Raw genomic sequence first — 13,784 nt, forward strand, 5'->3', positions numbered from 1 at the left:
TTGGAAGTGTATACTTTCTGATATCTAAACAAAAACGTCGATCGACGTACACTCTCGGAAGAGAGACCGCCTTTAGGGGAAGTTTTTCTTGCGATATCGACCCTGTTTAGTTGATGTATTTCGCGCGGGCCAGGCTCGCCGCTTCCGTATGAATTTATGGTATGCTATCCAAAGATAATAACGATCGGGCTCCCCCTCGGAAGACAAAATTTCTTCCATGGTCTTGTGCACGATCCGCATGTTAGAGGAGGCGCAAGAAAGCGTGAATATTCCGCTGTCACTACCTGAAGATCAACCCGTTCTGCTGCTCGACCGGACCCACGATTTAACGCACCAGGACGTGCTATACCATTTTGCGCTGGACGAGCTCCTATGCAAGCTGACCGGAGATGGCGGGCCCGCCATCTGTCATCTGTGGCGGCATCCACGTGCTTTTGTGATGGGCGTGCGCGACAGTCGCCTCCCTTATGCGCCGCAAGGGGAAGCCATGCTTCGCTCTCTCGGCTATGACACCGCCGTCCGCCATTCGGGCGGTGCTGCCGTACCCTTGGACGCTGGGGTGGTGAACCTGTCCCTCATCCTCCCCTTTTCCTCTGCGGGACCGGCGCCTGACTTTCATCAGGACTTTGAAGTCATGGTAGAGCTGATCCGGGAAGCCCTCCGCGGCACCGGGCAGAACGTAGATACCGGCGAAATTGCCGGTGCCTTCTGTCCGGGAACATTCGATTTAAGCATAGACGGCCTTAAATTCTGCGGTATTGCCCAGCGTCGGCAACGGAAAGCGTTCATTATCCAGGCTTTTATCATCGCCGAAGGGTCGGGCAGCGAGCGCGCCCGGCTGGTTCGTTCCTTCTATGATATTGCCGCTGCGGGAGCAGACCCCAAGCAGTATCCTCTGGTAGAGGCTAACAGCACCGCCAGTCTTGAAGAACTTACGAGCATCGGCACCGATCAGAACACCGCGCACACATTTATAACCACGGTAAAAGAGGTCATCCGCAGCTGGCAGTCAGGCAAAGAGCTGACAGAAGCCGCTTCCAGGTTTACGATGCCAGGCTCTGAGGAGATTCGTAATATGGCTGAGCAAATGCGGCAGCGGTATAACCTTAATTAAACATCATAAAGAACCATATAGGCTGGTAACCAGTCTATATGGTTCTTTATAGCTTTCATTTTGCAGTACTGACGGGAGCATGCAACAGTTCTTGCAGTTCTTGCTGTTCTTGCAGATATCTAAGAGATGTATAAATTAACTAATGGACAATGGATCCGTTATTTCAAAAAAACAGCAACTTTCCCAGTACTTCCGGACTCAGAATCCGCTATCTACTATAAATACCACGAATAACAGCCATATTCTATGTAATAGCGGATCTGGTGTCCTCATTTAACCCTCAACCCACCAATTCTGGCGTAATAGCGGAATCTCTGCCCTCATATCATTGCAACTGTTGACACACTCATGCAGGGTCTGGTATTCCGCGGACCAATAAACCGCGCACTATCGATACCATCCGTTCATCAATCCATTCGCGTCCTTCGATTCATTCTATCCGTTCGACACAGCAGGTTGATCGTAACGAATCGATCGGCCGTTCGCCGATCCCCCCACAACCCATCCATCATTTTAATCCAATCTATTCACCATAGGACCCAAATAACGGAATCTGTACATTTGGCACCGTCACCTGGCAGTAAGGCCATGTTATTAAAATTAGAACCGTGTATCATACCTAGATCACTTTATTTTTACAATTCCACCATTCACCGATGATATTCCCTTAACACTTCCCCTATAAACTTGTCCTGATGGCAATTTATACATTAGGGGTGGATAAGCTTGAATAAAACGATGGACCGCAAAACGTTTCTGTCTTATCTGGGTACGGGCGCAACCGCATTGGCAGCCGCTTCCGCAGGCTTAGGTGTACTGGAAGGGAAGGCTTCAGCCATGTCCGGAACCGCAAATCATCTGTTCGGATTCAAAACGAATCGGGTCAGCGGCTACTTCGAGCCAATCGAACCAACCAAAGCAGACCAGCTCGTCCTGCCTAAAAACTTTAAATATGATGTCATTGCGGCTTTCGATGACGTGATCAATCCGGCTGGCGAAAAATTCGGCTCCGGCTGCGATTACAACGCATTTTTCCCGATTAAGGGCTCCAATGTCCGCGGCCTCCTGGTCAACAATCACGAGTACTCCACCATCTTCTCGATCGGCCCTGTGAAGGACGGTAAGATGACGGCAGATCAAATCCATAAAAACCTGTATTACCAAGGCATGTCGGTCATTGAAGTATACCGTGACGAGAAGGGTGTATGGAAGATGGACACCACCTCCACCCATGCCCGCCGCATCAACGGCTTCAGTAAATTCGATATCACCGGCCCGGCCAGAGGCATCCCTGCCCTGAAAGGCGCAACGACGGCTACCGGCACGTTTGCCAATTGCTCCGGCGGCGTGACGCTGTGGAACACGGTCTTATCCTGCGAAGAGAACTTCGAGGACACCGCGGCGGTTTCGAACCTGCCGGATACGCATTACGGCTGGGTCGTCGAAGTCGATCCATTCGATAAATCCTTCTTGAAGAAGCATACCGCCCTCGGCAGATTCAATCATGAGAATACCGCGATGGGGCTTGCCGCAGACGGCCGGGTCGTTGTCTATATGGGAGACGACAAGAAGGATGCCTGCGTCTATAAATTCATCAGCAAGAACAAATATGACAAGAGCAAAGGCCGTGCCAATTCCGCGCTTCTGGAAGACGGAACCCTGTACGTTGCCAACCTGAAGTCGGGCAAATGGATGCCGGTCACTTTGGAAGCTGTAAACAAGGCCGCCGCAGAAGATAAAGAGGCCCAAGCCAAATTCAAATCCCAAGGCGATGTGGTCACTTACTGTCAGGAAGCTGCGCGTCTTGTCGGCGGAACACCGACGGACCGTCCGGAGGACATCGAAATCTCGCCGTTTGATAACACGGTATTTGTCTGCCATACGAACAACGACAATCATGGCAACATTCACGGCCATATTACGCGCATTTTTGAAGCGGGCAACGATCTGGCCGCCATGGAGTTCGACTTTGAAATCTTTGCGGCCGGCGGACGCCAATCCGGCTTCAGCTCGCCGGACAACCTGGCGTTCGACTCGAACGGCGATCTGTGGGTCGTAACGGACATCTCCAGCAGCAGCCAGAACAAAGGTGTTCACAAATCCTTTATGAACAACGGACTGTTTGTGATTCCAACAAGCGGGCCGGATCAAGGAGTCGCGCTTCAATTCGCTTCCGGTCCGGTGGAATCCGAGCTTACCGGTCCCTTCTTCACACCCGACGAGCAGACGCTCTTCCTGTCCGTTCAGCACCCGGGGGAGAATACAGAGGACCTCAGCAAACCAACCAGCACATGGCCACACCGCTCCGGCGAAAACATGGCGCGCTGCGCTGTCGTTGCAATTAGCGGCTTCAAACTGGAATAATACCAATCGAAAGGAGCGAGGATCATGCCGTTTGGCAATATCGGAATTGGCGGTTTAATTCTTATCTTGATTATCGCACTCATCATATTCGGTCCATCCAAGCTTCCTGAGCTCGGTCGCGCATTCGGGCGGACCTTAAGCGAATTCAAGGGCGCAACCCGTGGCTTGATGAACGGAGACGACGAGAATGGAAAAAAAGACGATGCTCCGCAACCTGCTGCAGCGGTCAATAAGCAGAACAGCTAATCCGAACGACCAGAGCGCGATCGAGCATCTGGAAGAAATGCGGAAGCGCCTGATCCGCACCCTGATTGCGTTTCTCGTCGCGATGGTGGCTGCCTTCATCTACGTCGAGAAGATCTATCACTGGCTGGTTCGAGGCATGGACAAGCAGCTCGTTCTGCTCGGTCCCTCCGAAGTCATGTGGGTGTATATGATTATTGCGGGCGTTGTGGCCGTCACCGTCACACTTCCCATTGCCGCTTATCAAATATGGCGGTTCGTGCAGCCGGCGCTGCCGGATGGGACTCACCGCTCGGCCGTACTGCTCATTCCCGTAATCAGCGTATTATTCATTGCCGGCATCTGCTTTGGATACTTCGTGCTGTTCCCGATGGTGCTGCAGTTCATGCAGCGTATGGCCGAAGGGGCATTCCAAACGATGTACACCGCGCAAAAATACTTCACGTTCATGATTCATATGACCGTTCCATTCGGATTCCTGTTCGAAATGCCCGCCATCGTCGTTTTTCTGACGAAGCTCGGCATCGTGAATCCGCATCGGCTGGCCAAGATGCGCAAATCAGCCTACTTCCTGCTCTGCATCGTGGCCGTCACGATCACGCCGCCGGATATCATGTCCGATTTGATCGTGATCGTCCCGCTGTTCCTGCTGTATGAAATCAGCGTCTCGATCTCCAGATTCATCTATCGCAAGCAGTTGCAGCTCTCTCAAGCAGAGGGCAGCGCAACCTAATACACGTCCGTTTCCCCCGAAGTAGGACGGAACCTTGTAGAACCCGTGACAGACAACCTAAGCAAGCAGGTTGTTCTGGCTGCGGGTTCTCTTTTATTTTCGCCACGTTAGATAATATGACACCTCTAAAGAGGTATCTGGTAAAAATGGATTGACACCTTGGATACATTGCTTTAGTTTTACTTTATAGTAAAGAATTCATCTTAATTTATAACGATGATTATGTATTATATCTTAGGATATCTTCCATATTGAGTATATTTTGTCATATATACGTTATGAATAATTACATTCGAATCATCTGCCGAACTCCCTAGGCTCCATCCTTTGCCTCTCCTGTTCATCTGCGTCCATGGGCTCGTTACATCAAACCCTAGGCTGAGACTTTTGGCATGATTCCACTTATTTTTAGAAATGATCCATTGATTTATTAGTCGAGTTCTCCTAGTATTTTTAATAGAAACATCTAACGGTTTGGCATTTGGTCCATCACTTCGCCGTCATTTATGATAGCGCTACCAGTTTCTACAAGAAAAAAAGACTATCGACTTTCATCCTAGAGAAGACAGACCGCGTTTAGATGTTGTTATTCTTGCGATATCAGGTAGGCTATATCTCAGAGTTATGCTTCTGGTATCTTACAGAAACACGTCTACTAACGGACTTTACAAAATACAGACTGCGATTAGAGGAAGTTTTTCTTGCGATTATAGAATTTGTTCAGCTTCAAACCTTGTCATTCTATAATCTAAAAAACGGGAGGTTGCAGATATGAAATGGAATCACTTCAAGTCCAAGCTTCTGCTTAAATACACACTGTCCTACATCTCCATTTTTCTGATACCTCTTGTTATATTAACTATCATTATTTATCACAATGCCGTGAATACACTCCGTTCCGAGATCGAGCAGACCAACGTCAATCAATTGACCCAGGCTAAAACGGTTATCGATGAGCGTATGAAAGAACTGCAGGACATTGCCTTTCGAATCGCCTACGATGAGCAGTTGACCCGTTATTGGACTCACCATCCTTATTACAGCCGTGAATCTATCGGGGCCTTGGTCAAATACAAAGCCACCAGTTCCATCATTGATGAGCTGTTCCTGTTCTTCCGCGGAGATAACAGCATTTATTCGTCACAGGGCTTTGAGAATCTGAACGTCTTCACCGACCGCTACAAATTCAACAGCTGGAACGAAACGGAGATGGTCCGTGATTTAAACTCCGTCCCGATTCCGACCATGCGTCCGGCGGAGCAGGTGGTTCAGGGAACCAAAATCCAAAATTCCATGCTGGCATACCTTGTGCCGATCGCACCTAACAATACGCCCGCCCATGGAACCGTGATGTACCTGATTCATGAGTCCAATCTGACCGGATTGATCGACTCCATCCTCAGCGACTACCATGGGATGACTTATATATTCGATAATTACGGGCAAGTGCTGGCCGCCAACTACCAAGGCGAAACCATTACCGAGCAGGAAGTCAGCGCACTGTTCGCGCTTGAGCCCGGAACGCACAGCTTTTCCTTGAACCAGGAGCCGCATTCGGTTGTATCCGTCAAATCCGATGCAGGCTGGACTTATGTCACCGCGATGCCAAGCAACCAATTTTTCAGCCGCATCGTTCATATTCGTACCTTTGTAATTCTGGTATTCTCCTTCGTGGTGGTAATGGGCACCATTCTTGCTATTATGCTGGCCCGCAGACAATACCATCCGATTTCAGACTTAATGGAGTTCATCCGGTTGAAGAATGACCCGGAACCGTCCACATCCAGCAACGAACTGGAATGGATCAAGAAAACGCTGCACGACTACAGCCAGCGCGTCGATCTGCAAGAGCCCTATGCGCGGAATCATATTCTGCTCATGCTGCTGAAGCATGGCCATACCGGTGAATTCCCCTTCGAATTCACCGAGAAGCTGGGCATTCGCTTCAGTCGGTCCCATTATTTTGTGGTGACGATGGGGTGGGAGTCGCACGCCCTTCCCATTGGCGACAATCCGGAGCGGCGGCCCGTCATGCAGCTAATGAACGATGTGGACCTGCCCGCCTTCTCCGCCTATGCCTTTGGAGTGGAGCTTCCACAGCCCGATCAGCTGGCCCTCATTGTCGGATTCGATGCGGAAACCGGGCATGAAGCGAGCCTTAACGCCCGTATGGAGCCGATCGCCCTGGCCCTGCAATCGATGGCGGCAGAGCACACAGGCGTCTCTCCTGCGATCGGGGTAGGCAACCGCTACAGTTATCCGGAGCAGCTGAATCAATCCTTCATTGAAGCATCAACCGCTTTGGAGGCATCCATGCTGCACGGACAGGGCAGCAGCACCTTCTTTAACGCGCTTTCCGGTTCCGGCGCACAGGATTCATCCTTCTGGGTCCCTAAGGATGTGCTGCTGAAGCTGGTTCAGAGCTTGAAACAGGGCAGTTACGATGTGGCGGTTCAGATGGTATCTACCGCATTGAATAACCTGAAGACGGAGATGCCGTCCGTACCGCTGCTGCGCTGCATCTGCTTCGATATTCTGAACACGATGCTGAAGACGGCCTCGGAGCTTGGCATCCATCATGTGGTCAATCAGCTGCCGCGTGTCACTTCCTATGACTCGCTGGAGGATTTGGAGAAGAAGCTGGCAGGCCTTGCCGCTGAAATCTGCGCCCATGTCGAGGCGAAGAGCGAGACGGAAGAGAGTTCCCTGATGGACGAAATCGTCGCTTATATCGACGCCAATTTCACGGATTATGACCTCAGTCTGGGTACGATCTCGTCTAAATTCTCCATCTCTTCATCGTATTTCAGCCGTTCCTTCAAGGAGAAGATCGGCATGAACTTCACCCAGTACATCTGGCAGAAACGGATGGACGAGGTGATCCGGCTGCTGCTGAACACTACCGATCCGTTAAAAGATATCATCACCCGGGTCGGTTATCTGGACACGCCGAACTTCATCCGCAAATTCAAGAAAGAGACGGGATACACGCCCGGTCAATACCGCAAAATGCACAGCCCCGACAGCGCCGCCGTTTCCACGGATGACGACGACGAGGAGTACATCGGGTAACCGATTTGGATGATTGACCTGAAGGAGCACATCGGATAACGGTTTCGGATAATGGCTAAGAAGTGTACGTCCGGTAGCGGTTTCGCCGCATAAATAGAAACCTCCCCTGAGCGGTACCGTTCAGGGGAGGTTTTCATTATGTTTTTGTAAGTCCACTATCGAGCGATCCGATCCATCGCGCACCGCCAGCTTATTTCCCGGCCGGATTGTCTTGAAGTCCTTGATGCATAGCACCCAGCAGGCGATGGGTCGAATCACACCCGTATTCCCAGAACATGATCCCAGCCAAGCCTTGTTCCTTCACATAATCGCATTTGCACTGAATCGATTCCTCATCGTCATATGAAATCAGGCTGGAGCCATTAAAAAGGTACGGTGCACAGGCTTCCTCATCCCAATAACGAATGTAGCCGTTCTTGTTGATGTAATCCGCAGCCAGTTCGGCAAAGGCCGGACCATAGCCGCCTGTGCTGCCGGCCATTTGGTGAAGGCCGTGGTTCCGGTCCGGAACCTCGTTCCAGACACGGGAATAAAATGCGGCACCGATGACGATCTTCTCCTTCGGAACACCGGCGCGAACGAACAGGTTCACGGAAGCATCCGTGCTGATTCGGAACAGATCACCGGTTGGCGTGTACAGATTCGTATGATGTCCGGTCAGAACCTGAAACCCGCCGCGCATATCATAAGTCATCAGCTGGACGAAATCGAGGTACTGCTGCACCTCAGCCATCTCCGTGCCGTCTACATAGTACTGGTCAGCCCCTGCCGCTATCGTGAGCAGATAATGACGGCCATCCCGGGAGCCCTTGGCATCCAGCGCTTCCCGGATCGTCTTCAGCAGCAGGGTGAAATTCCGTTTATCATCAGGACTCGAGCCTATGCCAGCCTCACCGTAACAAGGATACTCCCAGTCCAGATCGATCCCGTCAAAAGGGTATTCCTCCAGCACCCGTACGGCGGATGCGGCCATGCGCGACCTTCCGCCTTCGGTTGAGGCGGCTTCAGAGAAACCACCGGCGCTCCAGCCGCCAACAGACAGAAGCACCGTAAGATTCGGGTGATCCCGTTTGATGTTCCGGACAACTTCGCCATTCTTCAAATGCTCGGTGGTGATCTCATCATTCTTGACATGACCGAAGGCTACGTTCAGATGCGTTAACTTCAGCAGATCCTCATGCGTCATGTCGGGAAGAACCGAATCGACGGCGTAACCCGCCACAATATACTTCGTCATTACTCTTCACTCCGATTCCTTCTAGGGTTGTAATATCGCGTTCGCAATCTGCAGCGCTTCCTTCCCGGTGCCGATCTTATATCCGGAAGCCGAATAACGGATTTGATCCTGACTGTCCAGGACGAACAGATGAGGATAACCGGCTTCATGGGCGGCTGGATTCGGGATGAAGCCCGACAAGGAAGCATAACTGGAATCCCGTGCAAAAACGGTGCGTGCCGGCAGCTTCGGATAGCTTGCCGGATCAAAGGAAGCCGTCCATTCCGCATCCCCGATCATCAGCACAATCGGCAAGCCCAGCTTATCCAGCGGCTCGGCCAGCTCGCTGAGCTCGCGGAGCAGATGCTTGGTCGGTTCCCGCTCCGGTTCGATCCAGGCAGCAAGAGCACCCTCGGATCCCAGAAGATCCTTAAGATTGGCTTCCCTTCCGTCCAATCGGGTAAGCGTACTGCCCGGAGACAGCGTGCCCAGCACCGGAATGTCGACCGCCGTCTCCCGATAGGTCAGCGCAACGTGCACGGTGTCTCCGGCACGCACGGTAAAGTACGTGAAGCGCACTCTTACCGTTCCGTCCTTCAGCCGGATGCCCGACGTTAGGCGGTACGAACCCGGTTCAACCTCATATGGCTCATCGTAAACATCGGTGCTGCCATAAGGATACACCAGCGTTTTGTACACGCCGTCTTCCAGGCGGGCGAAGGTAAAGTTCTCGGCATAGGATGCAGCCGGCGTGTCCTGCGAGCCTTTCGGGTCCCTGAGGAGCTGCAGCATCCCCCAGCTTGAGCTCTCCTGATTCCGCGGCGAGTTCAGACGGAAGATTGCGTCTTTCCAGCCTTCAGCACATAAGTACTGCGGCTTCTGCTCGCTCGGGTGCAGTCGGGCAGGAATCCCCAGACTGCGGCATACCGCCACAAACAGGATGTCCAGCGACTGCTCGTCCCCCTTCATGAGACTGTATGTGCCTGCCGGATTTCCCTTACCCTTCAGGTTAGGAAGATCGTCTGCATATGCATACCCCTTCTCCAAACGCCCGGCAAGCGCAGAAGGATCCTTCCTGTATGCCGCTGCCTCCGCAGCCGTAAAGGCATCGCCGAATACGCGTCGATACGGGACCAGCATTTCATAAGAAACCCGCGGACACAGAATGTACTTCACGAAAGTATCCTCTGCCCACTCTCCACGCTGAGCGAGCGCACCCATCAGATGATCATCCAGCGTCTGCCGGAAGGTATCAATCAAATCCTTTTCGTTCAGCGACTCCAGCAGCCGCAGCGGCCACTCGCCATAATCGCCGGTACGCTCCTCCAGGAACGCGGCGATTTCCCTGCTGTTGCCCCTAGCTTTTTGAAGAACGTTCCATACCCGCTCTGGAGGCAGTCCTGATGACTGGGCCAGTGTGAATGCCTCTTCTTCGCTCAGGAATGTACCCTCATATTCGGTCCGGACCTTCGTCCCTTCCTCCAGACGGCGGTTATGAGCCTTGATCTTCTCTTCGGGCAGCGTCGACGCGGCATCTCCTTCTCCCCCCGGCGGAGGAACCATATCGAAATCCATGATCCCTAACGGCTGTTCGGATGAATCAAGCACAAATTCGATATGTTCGCCGTCCTGGGTCTTGAACAGGACTTCACTCCATTTGCCGCCGCTGACCGCGCGAACCAAAAGGTCGCCATAACCGGTTTTAAAGGATGCCTTCCCTTCCTCATCGGTCTTGATTTCGGCAATCGGGTAAAATTCAGCCATATTATACAGCTCAAATCGAACGCTTGCCCCCGATACGGGCTCTCCCTGCTTATCCTTCACGCTGACGTAAAGGGTGCGGGCCGGCGCATAGTTCTCCAGTAAATTAATCTCTGTAAATCCCTTTTCATTGAGGGTAATATCCTCCGGTCCGGGATAATCGGCAAAAATCCGCGTATTGATCAGCATCGCCCTGCGCGCAGGCGGACTGAACCAGCCTTGATTTAAGCGGGCTTCCGGTTCGCATGCCCCGATGTAATACCACTGGCCGTCCGCCCAGGCTTCCACCCAGGCATGGTTGCTGTCGCAATGTGCCCAGCGCGGCGTATAAACCTGACGCGCGGGGATCCCAATGCTTCGAAGAGCGGCCACCGCCAGCGTGGACTCCTCGCCGCAGCGTCCACGTGCGTTCCGGATCATCGTCAGCGGCGAAATCGTCCGCAGATCGCTGCCGATATAGGTCGCCTTCTCATGACACCAATAATTAGTTTCCAATATGGCATCCGCCATCGATAACTTCGCCGTCCGTTCAGCCAGTTCGTTGTAGAGAATACCGCGGAAGTCCTCAATATTCTCCGTATTGACCCGGTAAGGAAGCACAAAATGCAGGAACAGATGATCCGGCACACGCTCGCCCCAAGGCACGCGCTTACGGATGTCCAATGCTTGACGCACATGACTCAAAAACAATTCCCCATCATAGTCGGCCATGTCGTTCACCGGCATGTAGGCAAACAAATATTTCAGGGCCCAAGTTTCTTCTTCGGTCAGCTCCTGCTCAAAAACATGAAACAGCTGATCTTTGCGGGCTTCAGCAAAGACTACCTTCTCCTGGAACTTTTGCTCGATCCGCTCTTGCGTCTGCGAATCCAGCGAGAACACCGCGGTTTGGCTGGTCATCCTTAAGCTCACTCCTTCCATAGCTTTCCGTCTTCCCGAATGCAGATTAGAGCCGTGCCGTCCGACGAGGGGGCGCTAATCTGGAACAGGCTGCGGGTCGTTTCAATCACAGGCTGGATGCTCCATGAATCCTCGCCCTTGAGCTGCTGTGCATCCTTCGTAAATTCACCATGGGCTTCATAATAATTTCGCTGACGGTAATAGAGCCTCCGCAGCTCCCACTTGATCCGTTCGTCTTCGGGGAGCGTGAACGGCTGGCGTTCCTCGCCATCGGCGAATACGACGTAACCCCACAGCTCCGGGTAATGCATATTGATGATGCCCATAGGCGACCATACCCAATTGTCCTCCGGATAAGGCTTGCCTGTCTCCGGATTCAGCACCTTGCGATATTCGCCGTTTTGTACCTCGGTCTGCCATTCCACGCGCGAGAAGTTGACGCGCCAGAACTCACCCGGCGCAGGACGGCGGCCGCCTTCGGCACATTCCTTGAGACTAGCCCAAGGAATTGCCACCTCCACGCTCCATTTCCGATTATCGGCGCCGGGTCGGTTCAGCTCCCCTTCGATAAACACCGCCGTCTTAAGACCGCTGATGTCCCAGCCGTTGACCGGAGGTCCACCATCCCGGTACGGTTTCACGAGCAGTAAGTCCCATACCGTGTTCAACGCATTGATCTCGAATTCATAATATTGATGGCTGTCTCCGTCCGGATCAATGAATATTTCAAAGTCATTATCATAGAAAATAACCGAATCGCGTTCCGTCAGCGTCGCCCATATCTGATCCTCGATCAGCTCCGCGGCAAAATAAAAATACTCGTCGTCCCACAGCATTTTGACTCGGGTCCGTTTCCCCGGCTTCGGCCTTAGATCCCCCTCGATATCAACGAAATCTTCGGTCCACTCCGCCGCATCCCAGAATGCCTTATCCACGCGGCCGTCCAGCACGAGCGGCTGCCCCGCACGATTGCATATATAATGCTTGGGAGCATACTCAATCCTTGGCTCCGGCACACCACTTCTGTTCATGTCATTCTCTCCGCTTCATAGGGGAGGCTTGGCACCTAAAGCGCGTCCCTCCCCGTGATGGTTAGTTATGCGTGACAACGGCTCCCGAGCCGCCGTACATCTCCAGCTCTTCGTCAAACTCCAGCTTAAGAACCGTCACCTGCTCATGCGCGTCTTCAGGAGTCATCTTAATCCACGTCGTTCCCGGGATATTGAACCAAGGCACGCCCCCATGGATCTCGTGGGTAAGCTCCTTGCCCGAATGCAGCACGGTAATTTTCTTGATCGGGTTGCACAGCCCCTTGATGCACACATTCTCTTTCGGATCGTCATAGACAAACAGGTACAATGTCTTTCTGTCCTCGGAAATCGTGCTTCCCCCCAGATAATAGCGGGTCATAATGCCTTCGCCCGTTCCGAATACGGCCTCCTCGTGGGTCCGGATCCACGCGCCCAGCCCAAGCAGAATGTCCTCCTGCCTTGGATCGATGGTGCCGTCCTCGCGCGGACCGATATCCAGCAGCATATTGCCGCCCATTGAGATGCAGTCGCAGAACATCCGAATGATCTGGTTCAATGACTTGTATTTATGATCGGTCGGCACATAGCCCCACGAACTGTTGATCGTTGTGCAGAATTCCCAAGGCCCCTCCGGTCTCGTGATCGGAATGCCCTGCTCCGGCGTTTTATAATCACCGTGGCCCTGCAGACGTGAGTTGATGATGATATCCGGATTGAAGGATTGCAGGTAATGCTTGAACTCCGGCAGATTCCACTGCTCGGCACTCCGTTCCCAGTCGCCATCGAACCACAGCAGATCCACCTTCCCGTAATTCGTCAGGATCTCCCGCAGCTGGTTGTTATTAAACTCCAGGAATTTCTGCCACTTCTCCTGATCCTGAACACCGTCCACGGGACTGGTGTGCGGGTTAACGCTGCTGAGATCCTCCGGTACCCGGCCTCCTTCAAACACGCTTGGATAATCCGGATGCGACCAATCGATTAGAGAGAAGTACATGCCCAGGTGAATGCCCTTCTCCCTGATCGCTTCGGCATACTCCCGCACGATATCCCGATTGGCCGGCGTCCGCTTGACCACGTTAAGATCGCTGTACTGCGTATCCCACAGCGCAACGCCATCATGGTGCTTCGTTGTCAGCACGGCATACCGGGCGCCGGATTTCTCGATCAAATCCGCCCATTTCTCCGCATTGAATTTCGATGCCGTAAAACCGTCCAGCTGCTTCATGTACTCGTCGTACGTGATCCTTCCGTTATAGAAGGACCAAGATTCCGAGACTCCGTCCACGGCATAGATGCCATAGTGAATGAAGATGCCCAGCTTGGCTTCTTCGAACCATTTCTGCATGT

Annotated in this window: 9 protein-coding genes; 5 read left to right on the forward strand and 4 right to left on the reverse strand. The window is 52.6% G+C overall.

From position 1 onward, the window contains the following. The first annotated feature begins 262 nt into the window (after nucleotides 1–262). The 5 genes from DP091_RS07735 (at nucleotide 263) to DP091_RS07755 (ending at nucleotide 7,526) form a co-directional block, all read left to right on the forward strand. A complete protein-coding gene (locus tag DP091_RS07735) occupies nucleotides 263–1,114 on the forward strand; it encodes a lipoate--protein ligase family protein (RefSeq protein WP_113057789.1) in 852 nt (283 codons plus the stop codon). Between the two features lie 738 nt (nucleotides 1,115–1,852). After that, entirely contained in the window at nucleotides 1,853–3,478 is a 1,626-nt protein-coding gene (locus DP091_RS07740) for a PhoX family protein (protein ID WP_113057994.1), read from the forward strand. Between the two features lie 24 nt (nucleotides 3,479–3,502). Beyond that, nucleotides 3,503–3,724 (forward strand): twin-arginine translocase TatA/TatE family subunit, encoded by a 222-nt coding sequence (gene tatA, locus DP091_RS07745; RefSeq protein ID WP_071218765.1) that lies wholly within the window; start codon nucleotides 3,503–3,505, stop codon nucleotides 3,722–3,724. Further along, nucleotides 3,681–4,454, forward strand: coding sequence for a twin-arginine translocase subunit TatC (tatC, locus tag DP091_RS07750; RefSeq protein WP_113057790.1), 774 nt, complete (start codon nucleotides 3,681–3,683; stop codon nucleotides 4,452–4,454). Before tatA ends, tatC begins: the two co-directional genes overlap by 44 nt. A 771-nt stretch (nucleotides 4,455–5,225) precedes the next feature. Then, nucleotides 5,226–7,526 (forward strand): helix-turn-helix domain-containing protein, encoded by a 2,301-nt coding sequence (locus DP091_RS07755; protein ID WP_113057791.1) that lies wholly within the window; start codon nucleotides 5,226–5,228, stop codon nucleotides 7,524–7,526. Nucleotides 7,527–7,716: 190 nt separating this feature from the next. Here the strand turns inward: DP091_RS07755 and DP091_RS07760 are convergent, their stop codons facing one another. The 4 genes from DP091_RS07760 to DP091_RS07775 all read right to left on the reverse strand — a co-directional run bounded on the left by DP091_RS07760 (nucleotide 7,717) and on the right by DP091_RS07775 (nucleotide 13,782). Further along, nucleotides 7,717–8,763 carry a glycoside hydrolase family 18 protein gene (locus DP091_RS07760; protein ID WP_113057792.1) on the reverse strand — a complete coding sequence of 349 codons (1,047 nt, stop codon included), beginning with the start codon at nucleotides 8,761–8,763 and terminating at the stop codon, nucleotides 7,717–7,719. Between the two features lie 21 nt (nucleotides 8,764–8,784). After that, complete coding sequence (locus DP091_RS07765; RefSeq protein ID WP_113057793.1) at nucleotides 8,785–11,403, reverse strand: transglutaminase domain-containing protein; 2,619 nt, start codon at nucleotides 11,401–11,403, stop codon at nucleotides 8,785–8,787. A gap of 8 nt (nucleotides 11,404–11,411) precedes the next feature. Beyond that, nucleotides 11,412–12,434, reverse strand: coding sequence for a carbohydrate-binding family 9-like protein (locus DP091_RS07770; RefSeq protein WP_113057794.1), 1,023 nt, complete (start codon nucleotides 12,432–12,434; stop codon nucleotides 11,412–11,414). Between the two features lie 61 nt (nucleotides 12,435–12,495). Next, nucleotides 12,496–13,782 (reverse strand): alpha-L-fucosidase, encoded by a 1,287-nt coding sequence (locus DP091_RS07775; protein WP_071218759.1) that lies wholly within the window; start codon nucleotides 13,780–13,782, stop codon nucleotides 12,496–12,498. Nucleotides 13,783–13,784: the final 2 nt, after the last annotated feature.

The organism is Paenibacillus sp. MDMC362 (assembly GCF_003269305.1).
In the GTDB taxonomy this organism is placed as follows: Bacteria; Bacillota; Bacilli; order Paenibacillales; family Paenibacillaceae; genus Paenibacillus_AQ.

Coding starts and splice junctions, on each gene's coding strand:
- DP091_RS07740 (WP_113057994.1), top strand. CDS start 1,853: ATGGACCGCAAAACGTTTCTGTCTTATCTGGGTACGGGCGCAACCGCA.
- tatA (WP_071218765.1), top strand. CDS start 3,503: ATGCCGTTTGGCAATATCGGAATTGGCGGTTTAATTCTTATCTTGATT.
- tatC (WP_113057790.1), top strand. CDS start 3,681: ATGCTCCGCAACCTGCTGCAGCGGTCAATAAGCAGAACAGCTAATCCG.
- DP091_RS07755 (WP_113057791.1), top strand. CDS start 5,226: ATGAAATGGAATCACTTCAAGTCCAAGCTTCTGCTTAAATACACACTG.
- DP091_RS07760 (WP_113057792.1), bottom strand. CDS start 8,763: ATGACGAAGTATATTGTGGCGGGTTACGCCGTCGATTCGGTTCTTCCC.
- DP091_RS07765 (WP_113057793.1), bottom strand. CDS start 11,403: ATGACCAGCCAAACCGCGGTGTTCTCGCTGGATTCGCAGACGCAAGAG.
- DP091_RS07770 (WP_113057794.1), bottom strand. CDS start 12,434: ATGAACAGAAGTGGTGTGCCGGAGCCAAGGATTGAGTATGCTCCCAAG.
- DP091_RS07775 (WP_071218759.1), bottom strand. CDS start 13,782: ATGCAGAAATGGTTCGAAGAAGCCAAGCTGGGCATCTTCATTCACTAT.